Source organism: Streptomyces sp. NPDC001668 (genome assembly GCF_042893155.1).
Taxonomy (GTDB): Bacteria; Actinomycetota; Actinomycetes; order Streptomycetales; family Streptomycetaceae; genus Streptomyces.
Genome location: NZ_JBIAUQ010000012.1, coordinates 274,754 through 296,348 on the forward strand (window position 1 = coordinate 274,754; position 21,595 = coordinate 296,348).

9 protein-coding genes and 1 riboswitch are annotated in these 21,595 nt (G+C 73.1%); of the genes, 2 read left to right on the plus strand and 7 right to left on the minus strand.

Features of this window, described 5'->3' with window-relative positions:
* Window positions 1-114: 114 nt before the first annotated feature.
* Window positions 115-855, plus strand: coding sequence for a rhomboid family intramembrane serine protease (locus ACFYZ8_RS31665; protein ID WP_388542319.1), 741 nt, complete (start codon window positions 115-117; stop codon window positions 853-855).
* Window positions 852-1,133, plus strand: coding sequence for an Lrp/AsnC family transcriptional regulator (locus tag ACFYZ8_RS31670; RefSeq protein ID WP_007381475.1), 282 nt, complete (start codon window positions 852-854; stop codon window positions 1,131-1,133). The genes ACFYZ8_RS31665 and ACFYZ8_RS31670 overlap by 4 nt, the downstream gene beginning before the upstream one ends.
* 53 nt (window positions 1,134-1,186) lie before the next feature.
* On the opposite strand, the gene ACFYZ8_RS31675 is transcribed toward ACFYZ8_RS31670, so the two are convergent.
* The 7 genes from ACFYZ8_RS31675 to ACFYZ8_RS31705 form a co-directional block, all read right to left on the minus strand.
* Window positions 1,187-2,548 (minus strand): aminotransferase class V-fold PLP-dependent enzyme, encoded by a 1,362-nt coding sequence (locus ACFYZ8_RS31675; RefSeq protein ID WP_388542317.1) that lies wholly within the window; start codon window positions 2,546-2,548, stop codon window positions 1,187-1,189.
* Window positions 2,549-2,675: 127 nt separating this feature from the next.
* A riboswitch (SAM riboswitch) is annotated at window positions 2,676-2,792 on the minus strand.
* Window positions 2,793-2,883: 91 nt separating this feature from the next.
* The gene (gene trpD / locus ACFYZ8_RS31680) at window positions 2,884-3,948 is read right to left on the minus strand and encodes an anthranilate phosphoribosyltransferase (RefSeq protein ID WP_359029396.1); all 1,065 of its coding nucleotides are present in this window, start codon (window positions 3,946-3,948) and stop codon (window positions 2,884-2,886) included.
* Window positions 3,949-4,062: 114 nt separating this feature from the next.
* Window positions 4,063-5,289 carry a cytochrome P450 gene (locus ACFYZ8_RS31685; RefSeq protein WP_359029395.1) on the minus strand — a complete coding sequence of 409 codons (1,227 nt, stop codon included), beginning with the start codon at window positions 5,287-5,289 and terminating at the stop codon, window positions 4,063-4,065.
* A gap of 1 nt (window position 5,290) precedes the next feature.
* A complete protein-coding gene (locus ACFYZ8_RS31690) occupies window positions 5,291-6,526 on the minus strand; it encodes a cytochrome P450 (protein ID WP_388542315.1) in 1,236 nt (411 codons plus the stop codon).
* Window positions 6,523-7,713 (minus strand): cytochrome P450, encoded by a 1,191-nt coding sequence (locus ACFYZ8_RS31695; RefSeq protein ID WP_359029393.1) that lies wholly within the window; start codon window positions 7,711-7,713, stop codon window positions 6,523-6,525. The genes ACFYZ8_RS31690 and ACFYZ8_RS31695 overlap by 4 nt, the downstream gene beginning before the upstream one ends.
* A gap of 47 nt (window positions 7,714-7,760) precedes the next feature.
* Window positions 7,761-18,737: an alpha/beta fold hydrolase gene (locus tag ACFYZ8_RS31700; protein WP_389050158.1), complete on the minus strand. Its 10,977-nt coding sequence runs from the start codon at window positions 18,735-18,737 to the stop codon at window positions 7,761-7,763.
* Window positions 18,738-18,805: 68 nt separating this feature from the next.
* On the minus strand, window positions 18,806-21,595 hold a 2,790-nt coding region (locus ACFYZ8_RS31705), incomplete at its 5' end, for an SDR family NAD(P)-dependent oxidoreductase (protein ID WP_389050160.1).

The window sequence follows — 21,595 nt, forward strand, 5'->3', positions numbered from 1 at the left end:
GTCCCGGTGCGTGTGGCTCGTAACCCTACGGCCTGGCGGGTACTCGCCGCTCGGGCGTCCACAGCGGCGAGGCGGTCTGTTCCGTTGCGCCCCGTTACGTCATGCTCTGTGTTCATGATCCGCAACTGGAGGGTGACGGTCGGTGGAGCAGGCAGGGCGCTGCGGGGGCCGGCTCCGGTCACCTACGGCCTGATCGCCCTGTGCTGTCTGGTCTTCGTGATCGGCCCCGCCTCGGGCCTGGATCCGGCCTACGGCTCCGGGAACGCCGTCCTGGCCGCCCAGCGGGCCTACTTCCACCGCTGGGGCGTGGTCCCCGCCGAGCTCTTCGAGGACGCGCCCGGTGCCGCGCTCACCCCGGCCACCGCGCTGTTCGTGCACGGCAGCTGGGTGCACCTGCTGGGCAACATGCTCTTCCTCTATGTGTTCGGCGTGATGACCGAGGAACGGATGGGCCGGCTGCAGTTCCTCCTCTTCTACGTCGGCTGCGGCTACCTCGCCCTGCTGGGCTACGCGGCCGCCAACGCCGGCTCCGAGCAGTCCCTGGTCGGTGCCTCCGGGGCGATCTCGGCGGTCCTCGGCGCGTTTCTGTTCCTGTTCCCCGGGGCCCGGGTGACCAGTCTCCTGCCGTTCCTCTTCTTCCTGCCGCTGCGCTTCCCCGCCTGGGTCGTGCTGCCCTTCTGGGCGGCACTGCAATGGCTCGCGGCGGGCCGGGCCTCCGACGGCCCCGGGGTGGCCTATCTGGCCCACCTGGTGGGCTTCGGGCTCGGCCTGGCATTCGCCTGGGTGCGTTTCGGCCGTACGACTAGAGTGAGGGCCGCCCCAGCGACCGCCCCCGAGGGAGAGAACCAGCCGTGATCACCGCGATCGTCCTCATCAAGACCAGCGTGGACCGGATCCCCGAGATCGCGGAGCGGATCGCCGCGCTGGAGTCCGTGAGCGAGGTCTTCTCCGTGACGGGCACGTACGACCTGATCGCCATGGTCCGGGTCAAGCGGCACGAGGACCTCGCCGAGGTCATCCCCGGCAGCATCAGCAAGATCCCGGGCGTCGAGGCGACGGACACCCACGTCGCCTTCCGCACCTACTCCCAGCACGACCTGGAGGCCGCGTTCGCGATCGGCCTCGACAGCTGATGTGAGGCTGCCGGCCCTTGGAGGGGCATGAACCGTCTGACGACGTCGGTACGTCAGACGGCCGGGACGCAGCGGCCGTCCTCCGTGCGGTACGTCCACTTCGCACCGTCGGCGACCAGTTCCTTCACGGCGTTCACGAACCGCTCCACGTGCTCGTCCGGGGTGCCCGCGCCGAAGCTCACCCGGATCGCGTTGAGGGACTTCTCGCCGGGCGCGGCCTCGGGGGCACCGCACTCGCCCTGGGACTGCGGGTCGCCGCCGAGGAGGGTGCGCACGAGGGGGTGGGCGCAGAAGAGGCCGTCGCGCACGCCGATGCCGTACTCGGCGGAGAGCGCGGCGGCGAAGTGGGAGCTGTTCCAGCCCTCGACGACGAAGGAGATCACGCCGACCCGGGGGGCGTCGTCGCCGAAGAGGGACAGGACGCGGACCTCGGGGACCTCGGCGAGGCCCTGGCGGACCTTCTCGATCAGGTGCTGCTCGCGGGCCACGAGGGTGTCGAAGCCGGCCTCGGTCAGCGCCTTGCAGGCGGAGGCGATGGAGTAGGCGCCGATGACGTTGGGCGAGCCCGCCTCGTGCCGTGCGGCGCTGTCGTGCCACTCCACGTCCACTCCCCCGTCCTCGCGCCGGGTGACCTTGCGGCTGGCGCCGCCGCCCGCGAGGTAGGGGTCGGCGGCCTGGAGCCAGTCGGCACGCCCTGCGAGGACTCCGGAGCCGAAGGGGGCGTAGAGCTTGTGGCCGGAGAAGGCGACCCAGTCGACGTCGAGGTCGCGGACGCTGACCGGGTGGTGCGGGGCGAGCTGGGCGGCGTCGAGGACGATCCGGGCGCCGTGCGCGTGGGCGGCGGCGGCCAGCTCGCGGACCGGCCACAGCTCACCGGTGACGTTGGAGGCGCCGGTGACGCAGACCAGGGCCGGGCCCCGGGAGTCGCGGTCGGCGAGGGCCTTCTCCAGGGTCTCCACGGCCTGGCGCGGGCTGCGCGGGGCGTCGAGGTAGGTGACCCGGGCGTCCTGCCAGGGCAGCAGGCTCGCGTGGTGCTCGGTCTCGAAGACGAAGACCTGGCAGCCGGCGGGGAGGGCGGCGGCGAGGAGGTTGAGCGAGTCGGTGGTCGACCGGGTGAAGACCAGCTGGTCGTCGTCGCGGCAGTCGAGGAACTCGGTGACGGTCTTACGGGCGTTCTCGAACAGGTCGGTCGACAGCTGGGAGAGGTAGCCGGCGCCGCGGTGGACGCTGCCGTAGTAGGGCGCGTAGGCCGCCACGTCGTCCCAGACGCGCTGGAGGGCCGGGGCGCTGGCCGCGTAGTCGAGGGCCGCGTAGGTGACCTCGCCGCCGGTGACGAGCGGGACGGTGACATACCGGCCCAGAACGGGCAGCTGGGCACAAATGGTCCGGGCGGAGGCAGCGGTGAGGACAGACATGGGGACTCCCGTGAAAAGAGAGAGGTGAAGGTGAAATGGGTGCGCGGAGGCGGGGCTCGGCGGCCCTATCGCATTCGCTTGCTCACGGAAGACTCCCTCGACGACCAGGACCCCTGGTTTCGAGAGGGGCCCGCGCTTGCCGTAGACCTCACTGCCTACGGCCTGGTCTTCACCCGGGGCACCCCGCCACGGACGGAGGGTTGCCGGACAGTCGGCCGGGGCCTCATGACTGTCACTCATGACCTGGTCAAAGAACGTACGCGAAATGATCGTCGTCCCGCAACCCGTGTCCGGATCGCGGGACGACACCCTGGTGGACGCCGCGCGTCGCCCGCCTACGCGTTGCTCGCGGCCACCCAGCGCTCCAGCGTCCGCTTCGCCGAGCCGGAGTCGATGGACTCCGCGGCCTTGTCCATCCCGGCCCGCAGCTGCTCGGCCAGCGTCCCGGTACCCGGGTCGAGGGCCACCAGCGCGGCCGCCGAGTTCAGGAGTACGGCGTCGCGGACCGGGCCCCTCTCGCCGTCCAGGAGCTTCCTCGCGACCTCCGCGTTGTACGCCGGGTCACCGCCGCGCAGGGCCTCCACGGGGACCAGGTCGATGCCGACGTCCCGGGGGTCGAAGCTCTCCTCGGTGACCTTGCCGTCGCGGACGATCCAGACGTGCGAGGTCGACGTGGTCGTCAGCTCGTCCAGGCCGTCGTCGCCGCGGAAGACCAGGGCGGAGTTGCCGCGCTCGGCGAAGACGCCCGCGACGACCGGTGCCATGCGCGGGTCCGCGACGCCGACCGCCTGGGACCGCACCCGGGCCGGGTTGGTCAGCGGGCCGAGGATGTTGAACACCGTGCGGATGCCCAACTGGCCGCGCGCGGCGCCCGCGTGACGCAGCGCCGGATGGAACTTGATCGCGAAGCAGAAGGTGATCCCGGCCTCCTCCGCCACCTCGGCCACCCGCTGCGGGGTCAGCTCCAGGTTGACGCCGAGCTTCTCCAGGACGTCGGAGGCGCCGGACGCGGAGGACGCCGCCCGGTTGCCGTGCTTGACGACCGTGGCGCCGGCTCCGGCCACGACGATCGCTGACATGGTGGAGATGTTGACCGTCTTGGCGCCGTCGCCGCCGGTGCCGACGATGTCCACGGTCCGCCCGGGCACCTCGATCACATTGGCGTGCGCGTACATCGTCCGCACCAGCCCGTTGATCTCCTCGACCGTCTCGCCCTTGGCCCTGAGGGCGACCACGAAACCGGCGATCTGCGCGTCGGTCGCCTCACCCTGCATGATCCGGTCCATCGCCCACGCCGTCGCGTCGGCGCTCTGGTCGCGGCCGTACAGCAGGGCGTTCAGCACCTCGGGCCAGGAACGGCCCGCCGCGGTGTCGCCTCCAGCGGGGGTCACAGCGCTCATGGGGCCGCTCCTGGGTGTCGTACGAGAGTGGAGTCCTCGTCGGAGAACGTGACCCACCCTATCCAGGCCGGACCCTGGCCGAAGGCCGCTGTCCGCACATCGGACGGCGCCGCGTCAGCCGAGGACGACCGGGAGCCGGTGCAGTCCGCGCAGCATCAGGCTCGGGCGCCAGGCGAGGGCGGTCGGGTCGGTGTCCAGGGCGAGGCCGGGGCAGCGTTCCAGCAGCGTGCGGAAGGCGATCGCGCCCTGCATCCGGGCCAGCGGGGCGCCCAGGCAGTGGTGGATGCCGTAGCCGAACGCCATGTGGCCACGGGCGTCGCGGCGGATGTCGAAGCCGTCGGGTGCGGCGAAACGCCGGGGGTCGCGCGAGGCCGCCGCCAGCACCACGGCCACCGACTCGCCGCGGTCGATGCGGGTTCCGCCGATCTCCAGCGGCTCCTTCGTGTAGCGGAACGCGGTGGTCTCCACCGGGCCCTCGTAACGGAGCATCTCCTCGACCGCGTTCTCCAGCAGCGACCAGTCGGCGCGCAGGGCCGCCAGCTGGTCGGGGTGCCGGAGCAGGGCGAGAGTGCCGCTGGAGAGGAGGTTGGCGGCCGTCTCGTACCCGGCGACCAGGAGGAGGAAGGCCATGCCCAGCATCTCCTGCGGTGAGAGCCGGTCCTCGTCGTCCGGTGCGGTGCCGGCCAGGGCGCTCAGCAGGTCCGGGCCCGGCTCCTGGCGTTTCGCGGCGATCAGGTCGGCCAGGTAGCCCGTCATCGCCTGGGCGGCGGCGGCCGCCGCCCCGGGGCGGGTGAAGTCGGTGCTCTCCAGGTACCAGTGGTGGAACGCCTTGCGGTCGGTCTCGGGGACACCGAGCAGTTCGCAGATCACCGCCAGGGGCAGCGGCAGCGCGAACGCCTCGACCAGATCGGCTCGGCCGAGCGGCAGCATGGCGTCGACGAGTTCGTCGGCGATCCGCTGGACGCGGGGGCGCAGGGCCTCGATCCTGCCGGTCGTGAAGTCCTTGGCGACGAGCCGGCGCAGCCGGGTGTGGTCCGGCGGATCCGTCTGCACCATGTTCAGGCCGATGGAGTTGCCACCGTCGTCCTGCCAGGCGGCCGAGTGCCGGATGTCGTTGGACAGCCGCGGGTCGGCGAGGGCGGCGCGGGCCTCCGCGTGCCCCACGACCAGCCAGAACTCGCCGGAAGCGGCCGTCCGCACCCGGTGCACCGGGCCCTGGGCCCGCATGCGCTCGTAGACGGGGTAGGGGTTGTCGACGAAGCCCTGGCCGTGGGCGGACAGGTCCTCGGGGTGGGGCACGGACACCGCTTCTACCTCACTGGTGACTCGGGAGTCGGGCATGTCAGGGACGCCAGGTGACGGGGAGGGCCATGAGGCCGTGGAGGACGAGTCCGCCGGGGATGCGGCGCGGCTCGAAGCCGGGAGCCAGGTCCAGGCCGGGAAGGACGGCGGTCAGGGTCTCCAGGGCGATACGGCTCTGCAGCCGGGCCAGGTGCGCGCCCGGGCAGGTGTGCGGGCCGTGGCCGAACGCCAGGTGGCGCGCCGGGCCGCGGCGGTCGAGGCGGAAGCTCTCCGGGTCGGGGTCGGCGGCTACGGTGTCCCGGCCCGGCGCGGCGACCATCACCTGCACCTTCGCCCCGGCCGGGATGCGTACGCCGCCGACCGCCGTGTCCCGCGTGGCCGTGCGGGACACGCCCTGGAGCGACGTGCTGTGCCGGAGCCCTTCCTCCACCGCGGCCGGGATCAGACGGGGGTCGGCGACGACCGCCTGCCATTGCTCCCGGTCCGCCAGCAGCCGGTGGACGGTGTTGGTGATCAGGTGGCTCGTGGTCTCGTGAGCGGACGGGAGCAGGGTGAGGACGGCGGCCACGCAGTCGTCGGCCGGCCGGCCCGCGGCGGCGAGGGAGCTGAGCAGGTCGTCGGCCGGATGCCGCCGCCGCTCCTCCCACAGGGCCCGGACATAGGCCTCGAACTCCAGCACACTCTTCGCGCAGCGCAGTTGGTCCGCCTCGGGCAGCGGGAGGACCTGCATGAGCAGCCAGTCGTCGTTCCACGCCTTGACGGTGGTGCGGTCAGCCGGCGGTACGCCGATGAGGTCCCCGATCACCGCGAGGGACAGCGGGTAGGCGAAGCGGGCGAACAGATCGGCCCCGCCGTCCTCCCGTGCGTCCCGCATGTCCTGGACGAGCGTCTCGGCGAGGGCGCGGACCGCCGGTTCACGGGGGCGCAGGGCCGCCGGGGTGAACGCCTCGTCCACCAGGGCGCGGAACCTGCCGTGCCCGGGCGGGTCCGCGTGGAAGGGCGGGACGCGGTAGTACACGGAGTCGGCCAGGAGTTCGCGGCAGGCGGCGGTGAACTCGTGGCCGCCACGGGTGTTGTCCCGGCTGGTGAAGCGGAGCGGGTCGTCGAGCACCTCGGTCGTCTCCGCGCGGCCCGTGACGACCCAGGGGCCGTCCGGGCTCAGCGGGCAGACCGGTGCGCTGTCGCGGGCCACGCGGTAGGTGTCGTACGGACTGTCCGTGTACCCGGGGTCCGAGAGGTCGAACAGCGGGGTCCCGGGTGTGCCCGGTTCGCTCATGGGGTCCACCTCACCGGCAGTCGGAGGACTCCGCGCATCATGCTGGGCCGCCAGGCGACGGCGTCCGGATCGCTGTCGAGGGTGAGGTCCGGGCAGCGCTCCAGGAGGGCGTGCAGGGCGACGGTGGTCTCCAGGCGGGCGAGCGGGGCGCCCAGGCAGTGGTGGACGCCGTGGCCGAAGCCGAGGTGGCCGCGGGCGTCGCGGCCGATGTCGAAGCGGGTGGGGTCCGCGAAGCGCTCGGGGTCCCGGCTGCCCGCGCCGAGGAGGACGAGCACGGGGTCGCCCGCGGGGATCACCTGGCCCGCGATCTCCACGTCCTCGGCGGCGAAGCGGTGGGCCGTGGACTGGGAGGGGCCTTCGTAGCGGAGCATCTCCTCCACGGCGCTGTCGAGGAGCGTGAAGTCGGCGCGCAGGGCGGCGAGTTGTCCGGGGTGCCTGAGCAGGGCCCAGGTGCCGTTGGCGATCAGGTTGACGGTGGTCTCGTGGCCCGCGACGAGCAGCAGGAAGGCCATGCCGAGCATCTCCTGCGGGGAGAGCCGGTCGCCGTCCTCGTCCATGGTGCGTACCAGGGCGGCGAGCAGGCGGCCGTCGTCCGTGCGGCGCTTGGCCTCGATCAGGTCGGCCAGGTAGCCGGCCATGGCCTGGGCGGCCGCGCCGGCGGCCTCGGCGCTGCTGGGGAAGACGAGTTCCCCGGACCATGCGCCGAACCGCTCCCGGTCGGTGTCCGGGACGCCGAGAAGTTCGCAGATGACGGCCATGGGCAGGGGTTTCGCGAAGGCCTCGACGAGGTCGGCGCGGCCGAGCGGCAGCACGGTGTCGAGGAGTTCGTCGGCGATGCGCCGGATGCGGGGGCGCAGGGCCTCGATCCGGCGAGCGGTGAACTCCCGGGCCACCAGGCGCCGTAGCCGGGTGTGGTCCGGGGGATCGAGCTGGAGCATGTTCAGGCCGATGGCGTGACCGCCGTCGTCCTGCCAGCCGGCCGAGTGCCGGATGTCGTTGCGCAGCCGCGGGTCGGTCAGGGCGGTCCGGGCCTCCTCGTGGCCCACGACCACCCAGACCTCGCCGGCGTCGTGGGTGGGCACGCGGTGCACCGGGCCCTTCTCGCGCAGGAGGGCGTAGACCGCGTACGGGTCGGCGACGGGGTCGGTGCCGGGCGGGGCCAGCTTCTCGAAGGCGGGCGTGGTCATGGGGGGCGTGTCCTTTCGCGGCGGGGCGGGAGTGGGCCGGGCGCGGGTCACAGGCCGCGTTCGGCCAGCCAGTCCTCGATGGCGGCGGTGGTCAGCGGCAGGTTGTGCTCCATGATCGTGAAATGGTCACCGGGGGTGGCCCGCGCGGTGTGCGGGAAGGGCCAGGTCGCTCGCCAGCCCTCGTCCTCGAAGCCCTCGTCCTGGTGGGGCATGGGGTCGGCGGCGCTCAGGAAGAGCGTCGGGGCCTGGATCGGGCCGAGTCGGCACTCCCGCATGAACAGGGCGTTGTAGCGGCCCATCGCGGTCAGTTTCACCCCGTTCAGGGCGAGCGGACCGAGGAGCCGTTCACGGGAGTCCAGGCCCTCGTTCATCGCGATGGTGGTCTTCTCGGAGAACTGGTGGGTGGCCTGGAAGGTGTCGAGCAGCACGACCGCGTCCGGCCCGAGCCCCTCCTGTTCGGCCCGCATCGCCAGGGCATGGGCGATCAGCCCGCCCATGGAGTGGCCCAGCAGCACGAACGGCGCGTCACCGACGGTCTCGCGCAGCTTCGCGAGGTGGGTCTCGACGAGGGCGGCGAAGGTGTCCGCGACCAGTTCCCCTTCGCCGTATCCGGGGTTGACCAGGGAGACGACGTCCCGCTTGCCCTCGAAGTGCTGCGCCATCATGCCGTACTGGATCGGGCCGGCGGTCGCGGTGATCGCGGGCAGGCACACCAGCATGGTCCGGCTGCCGTCGCCGGTGGCCATGCGGACGGTGGGCAGCGCGTGGTCGGGGGCTTCCTCGGCGCTGAAGGAGGGCCGCAGCCAACCGGCGGCCTGGATGAGGTCCATGCCGACGGATCCGGTGCGGCCGACGGCGTACGCCTGGTGGTAGAGGGCGGTGATGCTGTCCAGGGGGTCGGCCGTGGGTGCGGCGGTCGTCCCGGCCTCGCTCGCGTCCGGTTGCGGTTCCGCGGAAGGCTCGAGGAGTGCGGCGAGGTGGGCGGCGAGCCGGGCCGTGGTCGAGTGCTCGAAGGTCGTGGTCGACGGGAGTCGCAGGTCGAGCAGGGTTCCGAGCCGGTCCCGCAGGGCGATGCCCGCGATCGAGTCCATCCCGAGGTCCAGGAACTCCGCGTCCTCGGCGAGGTCCGTGGCGTCCTGGCGCAGTACGGCGGTCAGCTGGTCGCGGACGAGCCGGGCCAGCAGCTCCGGCCGCCGCTCGGGTGGGGCCTCCCTGACCAGGCGGGCGGCGGCGCTGTCCAGGGGCGCGGAGGGGCGCCGGGGACTCTCGGACGGTACGGCGGGCTGTTCCACGGCCCTGCGGAAGCGGTCGGCCGACACCGTGCGCAGGGCCAGCTCTTCGACGGAAGCGACCGGTTGGCCGATGCTGCCCGCGACGAGGAGCCGCAGGGTGCCGCTGTCGGGGGCGGTGAGCCGCACGCGGAGCGTGGTGGTGGGCTCCGAGTGGAGCCGGACGCCGGACCAGGAGAACGGCATGTCGACCTGGTCCTTGGCCAAGGGGCCGCCCGGGACGCCCGCCGCGTGCAGGCACGCGTCCAGCAGTGCGGGGTGCAGGGCGAAGCCGGTGGTGGCGGTCTCGCCCAGCGACACCTCGGCGAAGACCTCGTCGCCGCGCCGCCAGGCGGCCCGCAGACCGCGGAAGGCGGGCCCGTACGCGTATCCGCGCGCGGCGAGACCGTCGTAGAACCCCTCCAGGGAAAGGGAGTCGGCGCCCGGCGGCGGCCATGCTCCGGAGAGGGCCGAGAAGTCGGGGTCCTCGGCGGCGGGGGCCAGGAGTGCCCGCGCGTGGCGGGTCCACCCGGTCGTGGTGTCCGCGGCGGCGGTCTCGGCGCGGGAGTGCACGGTCAGGGTGCGCCGCCCGTCGGGGTCCGGCTCGGTCACCTGCACCTGGACATGGACCGGGTCGCCGAGGAACAGCGGTTCCTCAAGGGTGAGTTCGGCGATGCGGGGGCAGCCGGCGGCGCGGCCCGCGTACAGCGCCCAGTCGACGAGGACGCTGCCGGGGACGACCACAGTGTCCAGCACCGTGTGGTCGACGAGCCAGGGGTGGGTCGTACGGGAGAGCCTCCCGGTGTAGACGACGCTGTCGCCGCCCACCGGGGCGAGCGCGCCGGTCAGCAGCGGGTGCCCGGGGGGTGTGAGGCCGAGGCCGGTGGCGTCGTGGGAGCGCTCGGGCGCGTCCAGCCAGTACCGCTGCCTGCGGAAGGCGTAGGTCGGCAGGTCCACCGGCCGGCCGCCGCGGAAGGTCCGTGTCCAGTCGACGGGAGCACCGCGGACGAAGGCCGCGGCGAGCGCGGCGAGGAGCTCGGTGCGGCTGTCCTCGGCGCGGCGCAGGGTGCCGGTGACCGCGGCCCGGCCGCCGTTGTCCTCCACGGTGTGCTCGATCGCGCCGGTCAGCACCGGATGCGGGCTGACCTCGACGAACAGGTCGTGCCCTGCGAGGGCGCGGATCGTCTGGTCGAACCGTACGGTCTCGCGCAGGTTGCGGTACCAGTACTCCGCGTCCAGCGACTCCCCGGCGACCGGGCCGGCGGTGACGGTGGAGTACAGGGGCAGCTCGCCGGGGCGGGGGACGACCGGTGCGGCGAGCGCGAGGAGCGGTTCGCGCAGCCGGTCGACGTGCGGGGTGTGCGAGGCGTAGTCGACCGGGACACGCCGGGCTCGCACCCCGTCCCGCGCGCATATGTCCATCAGCTCGTCCAGCGCGTCCGCCGCCCCGGCGACCACGGTGGCCGCCGGCCCGTTCACGGTGGCCACGCAGATCCGCCCGCCCCACGGTTCCAGCAGCCCGGCCGCCCGGTCGGCGGACAGGGCGAGGGAGACCATGCCGCCGTGGCCTGCCAGTTCACGGCCGATGAGGCTGCTGCGCAGGGCGACGATCCGGGCGGCGTCCTCGAGGGACAGCATGCCCGCCACGCAGGCCGCCGCCAGTTCGCCCTGCGAGTGGCCGACGACGGCGGCGGGCTCGACACCCGCCGAGCGCCACACCTCGGCGAGCGAGACCATCACCGCCCACAGGGCGGGCTGCACCACGTCCACCCGTTCCAGCGCGGCGCCACCGCGCAGGACGTCCGGCAGATCCCAGTCGACGTGCGGCGCCAGCGCCCGGCCGCACTTCTCGATCGACGCGGCGAACACCGGTGAGCTGTCGAGGAGTTCGGCGGCCATGCCGGCCCACTGCGAGCCCTGCCCCGGGAACACGAACACCGTACGGGGACTGCGGCCGCCCGGCGCCGCGCGGACCACTCCGGTCGCCGGTTCGCCGCGGCCCAGCGCCGCCAGCCGGTCCAGCAGCTCGGCACGGGTGCGGCCGACCACCACGGCACGGTGCTCGAACAGCGGCCTGGACAGCAGTGTGCGGGCCACGTCGGCGGGGTGCGGATCCGGGTCGCCGCTCAGCCGCTCGTACAGCCGGCGGGCCTGCTCGGCCAGGCTGTCGGGGTGCTTCGCCGAGAGCACCCAGGGCACCGGGCCGTCCTCGGGCTCGACGGCGGTGGGTGCGGGCTCGGCCGGCGGCTCCTCGAGGATCACATGGGCGTTGGTTCCGCTGATGCCGAAGGACGACACGGCACCCCGGCGCGGCCGGTCCGACTCGGGCCAGGGCAGATGCTCGTCGGCCAGGCGCAGCGCACCGGAGCTCCAGTCGATGTGCGTGGCGGGCCGTTCGACGTGCAGGGTGCGCGGGAGGGAGCCGTGGCGCATCGCCATGACCGTCTTGATCACACCGGCGACACCGGCGGCGGCCTGGGTGTGACCGATGTTCGACTTCACCGAGCCGAGCAGTACCGGCCGGTCGGCGGGGCGCCCCTGTCCGTACGTCGCCAGCAGCGCACCCGCCTCGATCGGATCCCCCAGCGAGGTCCCCGTGCCGTGCGCCTCCACCACGTCCACCTCGGAGGCCACGAGCCCGGCGTTCGCCAACGCCTGCCGGATCACCCGCTCCTGTGCCGGACCGCTGGGCGCGGTCAGACCGTTGGAGGCACCGTCCTGGTTCAGGGCGGAACCCCGGATCACCGCCAGCACCTGGTGCCCGTTGCGCCGGGCGTCGGACAGCCGCTCCACCACGAGCATGCCGACGCCCTCGGCGAAGCCCATGCCGTCGGCCTCGGCGGAGAACGCCTTGGAGCGGCCGTCGGGAGCGAGTCCCCCGACGCGGCTGAACTCGACCATCGGCCGGGGTGTCGACATCACGGTCGCCCCGCCCGCGACGGCGAGCGTGCACTCGCCCTGCCGTAGCGCCTGCGCGGCCAGGTGCAGTGCGACCAGCGAGGACGAGCAGGCCGTGTCCACCGTGATGGCGGGCCCTTCGAGACCGAGCGTGTACGCGATGCGCCCGGAGGCCACGCTGTTGGCACTGCCGTTGCCCAGGTGTCCCTCGAACCCGTCGAGCAGGTCGGGAAAGCGTGCGGCGTAGTCGTTGTAGATCAGGCCGGTGAAGACGCCGGTCGGGGTGGAGCGCAGGGAGCCCGGGTCGATGCCCGCGCGTTCGAGGGCCTCCCAGGTGGTTTCCAGGAGCAGTCGCTGCTGCGGGTCCGTCGCCAGTGCTTCCCGGGAGGAGATCCCGAAGAACTCGGGGTCGAAGTCGGCCATGTCGTGCAGGAAGCCGCCGACCCGCTGGAAGTCCTGCCCGTCCGCGCCGGGGGCGCCCAGCTCGGCCCGCCAGCCGCGGTCGTCGGGGTAGGCGCCCATCGCGTCCCGCCCTTCGGCGAGCAGCTGCCACAGGTCCTCGGGGGAACGGACCCCGCCGGGGAAGCGGCAGCTCATGCCGACGACGACGATCGGGTCGTCGGCGGCCGGGACGTCCGTGGCGCGGGGCGCGGCCGGTACGGCGACGGGGGCCCGCTCCGGTGCCAGCCGGGTGCCGAGCGCCGTCGCCAGCGCGGCCGGGGTCGGGTGGTCGAAGACGAGGGTCACCGGAAGCCGCAGCCCGGTCGCGGTGCCCAGCCGGTTGCGCAGTTCGACGGCGGTCAGGGAGTCGAGGCCGAGGTCCTTGAAGGACCGGTCGGCGGCGACGGCGTCACGGTCGTCGTGTCCCAGGACCGCGGCGGCCTGGGCGCGTACGAGGTCGGTGAGCTCACGGTCCCGGTCGGCGGGCGTCATCGCGGCCAGGCGCGCACCGGGCGCACCGCCCTCGGAGGCCGTGTTCACCGCGGCGCGCCTGGCCGGTGTGCGTATCAGTCCGCGCAGCGGCGCCACCGGGTTCTCCTGGCGACGCGTGTCGAGGGCGACGGGCACACTCAGCGCGCGGGGCGAGCGCAGCGCGGCGTCGAAGAGGGCGAGGCCCTCGGCGGTGGTGAGCGGGCGGATACCGTAACGACGCATCCGCTCCAGATCGGTGGCGGTCAACTCTCCGGTGAGGGCGCTGCGTTCGGCCCACAGCCCCCAGGCGAGCGAGTGCGCGGGCAGCCCCTGGGCGCGGCGGCGGTGGGCCAGCGCGTCCAGGAAGGCGTTGGCGGCGGCGTAGTTGCCCTGGCCGGCCGCGCCGAGCACGCCGGCCGCGGAGGAGAACATCACGAAGAAGGAGAGGTCACGGTCCCGGGTCAGCTCGTGCAGGTGCCAGGCCGCGTCCGCCTTGGCCCGCAGCACGGTGTCCAGCCGTTCGGGGGTGAGCGCGGTGACGACGCCGTCGTCCACGGTGGCGGCCGCGTGCACCACGCCCCGCAGACCGGGGAGCCCGTCGAGCAGCGCGCGCAGCGCGTTCCGGTCGGAGACATCGCAGGCCACCACGCGGGTGGTGGCGCCCGCCTCCTCCAGTTCCGCTCGGAGTTCGGCGGCTCCTGGCGCCTTGTCGCCCCGCCGGGAGACCAGGACCAGGTCGGTGACCTGGTGCGTCCGCACCAGATGCCTGGCGACCGCCGATCCGACGACACCGGTCCCCCCGGTGATCAGGACCGTGCCCTCGACCGCTGTCACGGGCGTGACCAGCACCGCCTTGCCGCCGATCCGGGCCCGGCTCAGCTGACGGAAGGCCTCGGGCGCCTGCCGGGTGTCCCAGGCGGTGAGCGGCGGCGGGGACAGCACGCCCTGCTCGAAGAGCCCGGCGAGGTGCGCGAGCATCTCCCCGAGCCGCTCCGCCCCTGCCTCCTTGAGGTCGAACGCCCGGTACCGCACGCCGTCCTGTCGCGCGGCCACCTCCGCCGGCTCGCGTACGTCCGTCTTGCCCATCTCGACGAAACGCCCGCCCCGGGGCAGCAACCGCAGCGAGGCGTCCACGAACTCCCCGGCCAGACAGTTCAGTACGACGTCGACGCCCCGGCCGCCGCTCTCCGCGAGGAACGTGTCCGCGAAGTCCAGGGTGCGCGAGGACGCGATCCGCGCGGCCGGGACCCCGGCCCCCCGCACCGCGGGCCACTTGGGCTCGCTGGCGGTCGCGTACACCTCGACGCCGAGATGCCGGGCCAGCTGCACCGCGGCCGTGCCCACTCCCCCGGCGGCGGCATGCACGAGCAACGACTCACCGGCCCGTATCCCGGCGAGGTCCACCAGCGCGTAGTAGGCGGTGAGGAAGACCGCGGGCACGGAGGCCGCCTCCGCGAAGGTCCAGCCGCGCGGCACCGGCACGAGCAGCCGGCGGTCGGCCACCGCGACCGGTCCGCCGTACGCCCCGGACAACAGTCCCATGACCCGGTCGCCCACCGCGAACCCGTCCACCCCGGGTCCGGTCTCCACGACCACTCCGGCGCCCTCACTGTCGAAGAGGGCCCCGCCGGCCGGTACGACGCCCAACGCCACCATGACGTCACGGAAGTTGACGCCGGTCGCGCGTACGGCGACCCGCACCTGGCCGGGCTCCAGAGGGGGCTCGGGGCACGAGGTGAGACGCAGCCCGTCGAGGGTGCCTCCGGTGTCCAGGTCGAGCGTCCAGGGGGTGCGCGCGGGGAGGGGGAGGGTCTTCGCGGGGCGGCGCAGACGGGGTGCGAGAAGGCGGCCGTCGCGAACGGCGAGCTCGGGCTCGTCGGTGACCGGCACCGGTGCCGGGACGTCCATGTCCACCTGGGCGAACCGGTCCGGGTGTTCCGAGCACAGGGAGCGCCACAGCCCCCGCACCGCGGCTGTCGCCGTGTCACCCCGCTCGCCGGGGAGCACCGGTGCGGCCCGCCGGGTCACCAGGACGAGCCTCGCCGTCTCCAGCTCGGCACAGCCCAGCCACTCCCGGAGTGTGCCGAGGACCGCGGACAGCCGCTGGCGGAGTGCCCGCGGCATGTCGTCGTCGACGACCGCGGGGCAGGGCAGCAGCACCGTCTCCGGCACCGGCTCGCCCGCGCGCACGGCGGCGGCCAGAGCGTCGACGTCGGCGTGCGCGGGGACGGCGAGGCCGGGAAGGGCCGTACCGAGTACCGCGGTCCGGGCCGGGGCGGAAGCACTGCCGGACACCGGAACCCAGTCCACTTCGAACATCGAGTCCGGCGGTACGGCGGTCCTGGCCTCCTCGGCCGGCGGGCGCACCGCGATGCCGTCGAGGGTGGCCACCGGCAGGCCGGCCAGATCGGTCATCCGCAACGAAAAGGTGTCGGGGCCGGTACGCGTCGACCGCACCCGCGCGACGGTCGCTCCGGTGGCGTGGATCCGCGCCCCGGTGAACGAGAACGGCACCATCCGTTCCGCGGCTCCGTCGAGCAGTTCCACCAGCCGGATCTGCAAGGCCGCGTCCAGCAGCGCCGGGTGGAGGCCGAACCGTCCGGCGGCGTCGGGTGCCGGGAGCTCGACCTCGGCGAAGAGGTCGTCACCGCGCCGCCATACGGCACGTACGCCCTGGAAGGCGGGTCCGTACCCGTAGCCCTGGTCGGCCAGCCGCTCGTAGAAGCCCTCGGTGTCGACGAGCTCGGCGTCCGGCGGAGGCCATGCGCCGGCGCCGGGCAGCTCTTCGGCGACGGACGCTTCGTCATCGGCCCGCGGGACGCTCAGGGTCCCGGTGGCGTGGCAGGTCCAGTCGTGCGCGTCCTCGGGCTGACCGGCCCGGGACGGCCGGCTGTGCAGCCGTATCGCCCGCGCTCCCCGCTCGTCGGCCGCTTCGACGCTCACTTGGAGGTCGACGGCGGATCCGTCGGCCGGCAGCACCAGCGGGGTCCGCAGCACGAGTTCGTCCAGGTGTTCCGCGTCGGCGTACTGGCCCGCGCGCAGGGCGAGTTCGACCAGGGCCGCGCCCGGCACCAGGGTCCGGTCCAGCACGGTGTGGTCGGCCAGCCAGGGGTGCGAGCCGGTGGACAGCCTGCCGGTGAACAGGAACCCGCCGTCCTCGGCCACGCTCACCCCGGCCGCGAGGAGGGGGTGCCGGAGAGCGGCGAGACCGGCGCCTCGGAGGTCACCGGTGGTGTCGGCCCCGGTCAGCCAGTAGTGCTTGCGCTGGAAGGCGTAGGTGGGGAGGTCTGCGGGGGTGGTGGTGGCGGACAGGACGGTGGCCCAGTCGGGGGTGACGCCATGGACCCACAGCTGGGACAGCGCGGTCAGGAACTGCCGGGTCCCGCCGTGGTCACGGCGCAGGGTGCCGGTCGCGGTGACCTGCTCACCGCTCTCCTCGATCGCACCGGTCAGCACGGGGTGTGGGCTGACCTCCAGGAAGAGGCGGCTGCCGTCGGCGACCAGGGTTTGGACGGTGTCGTGGAAGCGGACCTGTTCGCGCAGGTTGCGATACCAGTAGCCCGCATCCAGCGCCTCCCCCTCAACAACCGAAGCGGTGACAGTCGAGTACATGGGCACGTCCGTGGCCCGCGGCGTGATCGGGGCCGCCAGCTCCATCAGCGCCTCACGGATCTGCTCCACGTGCGGGGTGTGCGAGGCATAGTCCACCGCGATCACACGCGTACGGATCTCCGGGACGGCCTGCTGCAACTCCGCCAACGCCCGCGGGCTGCCCGCGACCACCGTGGACTGCGGCCCATTCACCGTCGCGATCCACACATCATCACGACCCGCCAGCAGCCCGGCCACCTGCTCGGCAGACGCCGCGACCGACAACATCCCGCCCCGGCCCGCCAGTTCACCGGCAATCACCCGGCTGCGCAACGCCACCAGACGGGCGCCGTCCTCCAACGACAACCCGCCCGCCACACACGCCGCGGCGATCTCCCCCTGCGAGTGACCGATGACCGCGGCTGGTGAGATGCCCACCGAGCGCCACACCTCGGCAAGCGAGACCATCACCGCCCACAACGCCGGCTGCACCACATCAACCCGGCCAAGGTCCCCGCCCCGCAGGACCTCCACCAGATCCCACTCCACAAACGGCGACAGAGCCCGCGCACACCGCTCCACCGACTCGGCGAACACCGGCGAACTCTCCAACAGCTCAGCCGCCATCCCCACCCACTGCGAGCCCTGACCCGGAAACACAAACACCACACCGGCGTCGGTCTCCCCCGCGCCGGTGACGACGTTGGCGGCGGGTTCACCGGCGGCGACCGCGTCGAGTCCGGCCAGGAACCCCTCCCGGTCCTCCGCCAGTACGACGGCCCGATGCTCCAACGCTGCCCGTCGCGTCGCCAACGACCACGCCACAGCAGCGGAGTTGGTGTCGGTGTGCGTCCCGGCGAACTCCCTCAGGCGCCCCGCCTGCGCCCGCAGCCCAGCCGCAGACCGCCCTGACACCACCCACGGCACCACCCCACCCGGCACAGCACCCTCGACCTCCGGCGCCTCGACCCCCGGAGCCTCCTCCACGATCACATGCGCATTCGTCCCGCTCACGCCGAAGGACGACACCGCAGCACGCCGAGCCCGATCGGTGGCAGGCCAGGCGGTGTGCTCGGTCACCAGGCGCACCGCACCGGAGGTCCAGTCCACGTGCGGCGAGGGCTCGTCGGCGTGGAGGGTCGCGGGGACGACTCCCTTCTGTAGCGCCATCACCGTCTTGATCACACCGGCCACGCCCGCAGCGGCCTGCGTATGCCCGATGTTCGACTTCAACGACCCCAGCAGTACCGGCCGTTCGGCGGGGCGCCCCTGTCCGTACGTCGCCAGCAGCGCACCCGCCTCGATCGGATCCCCCAGCGAGGTCCCCGTGCCGTGCGCCTCCACCACATCCACCTCGGAGGCCGCCAGCCCCGCGTTCGCCAACGCCTGCCGGATCACCCGCTCCTGTGCCGGACCGCTGGGCGCGGTCAGACCGTTGGAGGCACCGTCCTGGTTGACGGCGGAACCCCGGATCACCGCCAGCACCTGATGCCCATTGCGCCGGGCATCGGACAGCCGCTCCACCAGCAGCAGGCCCACGCCCTCGGCCGCACCCATACCGTCGGCCTCGGCGGAGAACGCCCTGCAACGGCCGTCGCGGGAGAGTCCGCCCTGACGGCTGAACTCGGTGAAGAGATCCGGTGTGGACATCACGGCGACTCCGCCGACCACACCCAGGGTGCAGTCGCCCTGACGCAGCGACTGCACGGCCAGGTGCAGCGCGACCAGCGACGACGAACACGCCGTGTCCACCGTCACGGCCGGACCGGTCAGGCCGTAGGTGTAGGCGATGCGGCCGGACGCCACGCTGCCGGCGACGCCGGTCATGGTGTGGCCCTCGACCTCCTCCGGGATCGCGGGCAGCCTGCTGCCGTAGTCGTGGAAGCTGGCGCCGATGAAGACGCCGGTGCGGGTGGAGCGCAGGGACTCGGGGTCGATGCCCGCGCGTTCGAAGAGCTCCCAGGAGGTCTCCAGAAGCAACCGCTGCTGCGGATCCATCGCCAGCGCCTCACGCGGCGAGATCCCGAAGAAGCCCGCGTCGAACTCCCCCGCGTCGTGCAGGAATCCGCCCTGGCCGGTGTAGGAGGTCCCGGGTCGGTCACCCTCCGGGTCCACGAGTGAGCCCAGGTCCCAGCCGCGGTCCGTGGGGAAGCCCGAGATGCCCTCCCCTCCGGACGCCACCAGCTCCCACAGTGCCTCGGGCGATGTCACCGCGCCGGGGTAGCGGCAGCTCATGCCGACGATCGCCACCGGCTCGCCGGCCGCCGACTCCACCTCGTGCAGCCGCGCCCGGGTCTCCTGGAGTTCCGCGGTGACCCGCGTCAGGAAGTGGCGGAGCTTCTTGACGTCGTCCATTACATGCTCCATGCGGTGTGTAAGCAGTGGGGGTGCGAGAGGGGAAGAAGGAGGGTGGGACGCGGAGCTCAGGAGATCCCGAACTCCTTCTCGATCAAGGCGAAGAGCTCGTCGTCGGTGGCGGCTTCGAGCCGCTCGGTGTCCGGTCCGGTCGCCTGCTCGGGGGGCTCCTCCTCGAAGAGCTGCGCGGCGAGATGGTCGACGAGCTCGGTCACCGTCGGATGATCGAAGATCACGGTGACCGGCAGCTTGATCCCGGTGACGCCGGTGAGCCGGTTGCGCAGTTCCACAGCGGTGACCGAGTCGAGGCCGAGTTCCCTGAGCGGCCGCCTCGTGCTCACGGCACCGGCGGAGCCGTGTCCGAGTACGGCGGCCACCTGACCGCGTACGGCGTCGAGGAGCCGCCGCCGGTCGGTGACCTTCTGACCGGCCCGTCGCGCTCCGGGCCCGGCGTCAGCCTCGGCACCAGCACCAGCACCGGCACCGGCACCGGCACCGGCGAGCGCCTGCCGGGCCTCGGGAATCTCGTCGAGGAGACGGCTCGGCCGTACTGCGGTGCAGGCGTGGGCGAACCGCTCCCAGTCGATGTCGGCCACGACGGCCGTCGACTCGCCGTGCGCCAGCTCCGCCTCCAGGGCGAGCACCGCCGCGTCGGGTTCCAGCAGCGGCAGACCATGCCGTTTGCGCAGCTCGGCCACCGCGTCGTCGTCGGCCATGCCGCCCTGCGCCCACGGCCCCCAGGCCACGGAGGTCGCCGTGAGCCCGTGTGCGTGGCGGTATCGGGCGAGCGCGTCCAAGTAGGCGTTCGCCGGGGCGTAGTTGCCCTGCCCGGCCATGCCCACACCGCCGGCCACGGAGGAGAACAGGACGAACGCGGACAGCTCCTGGCCGAGGGTGAGCTCGTGCAGCTGTCGCGCGGCTCCGGCCTTGATCCGCAGTACGGCCTCCATCCGCTCCGGGGTGAGGGACTCGACAGCGGCGTCGTCCAGCACGGCGGCGGTGTGGAACACCGAGGTCAGCGGGTACTCGTCGGGGATCGACGCCAGCAGTTCGCGCAACGCGTCCCCGTCCGAGACGTCACACGCCGCCACCGTCACCCGGGCCCCGGTCGCCGCCAGCTCGGCCACCAGTCCGGCGGCCCCCGGCGCGGTCTCCCCACGTCGGCTGACGAGCAGCAGGTGCTCAGCGCCCCGCTCGGCCAGCCTGCGGGCGATCCGCGCGCCGAGGGCGCCGGTACCTCCGGTGATCAGGACCGTACCGCTGCCCGGCCGCCAGTCGTCGGCCTCCGGCACACCGGCCGGGTGCGCGGCCCGGACCAGCCGTCGTCCGTAGGTGCCGGTGTCGCGCACAGCGACCTGGTCCTCCTGAGCGTCCGCGGCCAACACCGCGCACAACCGGTGCATGCTCCGCCGGACCGCCGTTTCCTGTGCACCTGGTGTTCCCGGTGTCTCCGACACCTCGGACGTCTCCGGCACCTCGGGCGTCTCTGGTGCCCCGGGCGTCTCCTGGGTCCCCGTCGGCTTCGGGGTCCCCGCCGGCTTCGGCAGGTCGATCAACCCGCCCCACTGAGCCGGGAGTTCCTGCGCCGCGACCCGTCCCAGTCCCCAGAGGGCGGCCTGCTCCGGACGGGCCAGCGGATCGTGTTCCCCGATGGACACCGCGCCCTGGGTGACGCACCACAGCGGCACGTCCCGGCCCGTCACCGCCTGGATCAGCGGCAGGGTCGGACGGAGCCCGAACCTGTCGTCGATCGCCAGCAGTGACACGAGACCGGCCGCCGAGGGGTGCTCGGCCAGCAGAGCGGCCCAGCGCCCCGGATCGTCGGGGGCCACCAGCGTCTCCGCTACGGCTCCCTGCTCGCGCAGAGCTTCTACCAACGCCCGATGCAGCTCACCGTCCACCTGGGCCGGTCCAACGGCCACGAGCCAGGTGCCGGACAGCCCGGTGGGAGCGCCGTCGGCCAACGGGACCCAACTCTCCTTGTACCGCCAGGAATCCAGCGCCGTCCTGGCGTTCCGCCGTCGATGCCAGGTCGACAGCGCGGGCAGCACATGGGCCAACTCGCCCTGGTTGTGATCCAGTCCGAGGATCTCCGCCAGCCCCTTGGAGTCCTCGCGCTCCACGACGGCCCAGAAGTCGGCATGAGGGTCGGACGACGCGATGGCCTTGTCCTTGGGCCTGTCCGGTACGAGCCAGTAGTGGTCGTGCTGGAAGGCGTAGGTGGGGAGGTCTGCGGGGGTGGTGGCGGGCAGGACGGTGCTCCAGTCAGGGGCGACGCCATGGACCCACAGCTGGGACAGCGCGGTCAGGAACTGCCGGGTCCCGCCGTGGTCGCGGCGCAGGGTGCCGGTCGCGGTGACCTGCTCACCGCTCTCCTCGATCGCACCGGTCAGCACCGGGTGTGGGCTGACCTCCAGGAAGAGGCGGCTGCCGTCGGCGACCAGCGCCTGGACCGTGTCGTGGAAACGGACCTGCTCACGCAGGTTGCGATACCAGTAGCCCGCATCCAGCGCCTCCCCCTCAACAACCGAAGCGGTGACAGTCGAGTACATGGGCACGTCCGTGGCCCGCGGCGTGATCGGGGCCGCCAGCTCCATCAGCGCCTCACGGATCTGCTCCACGTGCGGGGTGTGCGAGGCATAGTCCACCGCGATCACACGCGTACGGATCTCCGGGACGGCCTGCTGCAACTCCGCCAACGCCCGCGGGCTGCCCGCGACCACCGTGGACTGCGGCCCATTCACCGTCGCGATCCACACATCATCACGACCCGCCAGCAGCCCCGCCACCTGCTCGGCAGACGCCGCAACCGACAACATCCCGCCCAGGCCCGCCAGTTCACCGGCAATCACCCGGCT

Bases quoted from the DNA above. Each gene is read 5' to 3' on its own strand.
- ACFYZ8_RS31665 (WP_388542319.1), top strand. From the start codon at position 115: ATGATCCGCAACTGGAGGGTGACGGTCGGTGGAGCAGGCAGGGCGCTG.
- ACFYZ8_RS31675 (WP_388542317.1), bottom strand. From the start codon at position 2,548: ATGTCTGTCCTCACCGCTGCCTCCGCCCGGACCATTTGTGCCCAGCTG.
- trpD (WP_359029396.1), bottom strand. From the start codon at position 3,948: ATGAGCGCTGTGACCCCCGCTGGAGGCGACACCGCGGCGGGCCGTTCC.
- ACFYZ8_RS31685 (WP_359029395.1), bottom strand. From the start codon at position 5,289: ATGCCCGACTCCCGAGTCACCAGTGAGGTAGAAGCGGTGTCCGTGCCC.
- ACFYZ8_RS31690 (WP_388542315.1), bottom strand. From the start codon at position 6,526: ATGAGCGAACCGGGCACACCCGGGACCCCGCTGTTCGACCTCTCGGAC.
- ACFYZ8_RS31695 (WP_359029393.1), bottom strand. From the start codon at position 7,713: ATGACCACGCCCGCCTTCGAGAAGCTGGCCCCGCCCGGCACCGACCCC.
- ACFYZ8_RS31700 (WP_389050158.1), bottom strand. From the start codon at position 18,737: ATGGACGACGTCAAGAAGCTCCGCCACTTCCTGACGCGGGTCACCGCG.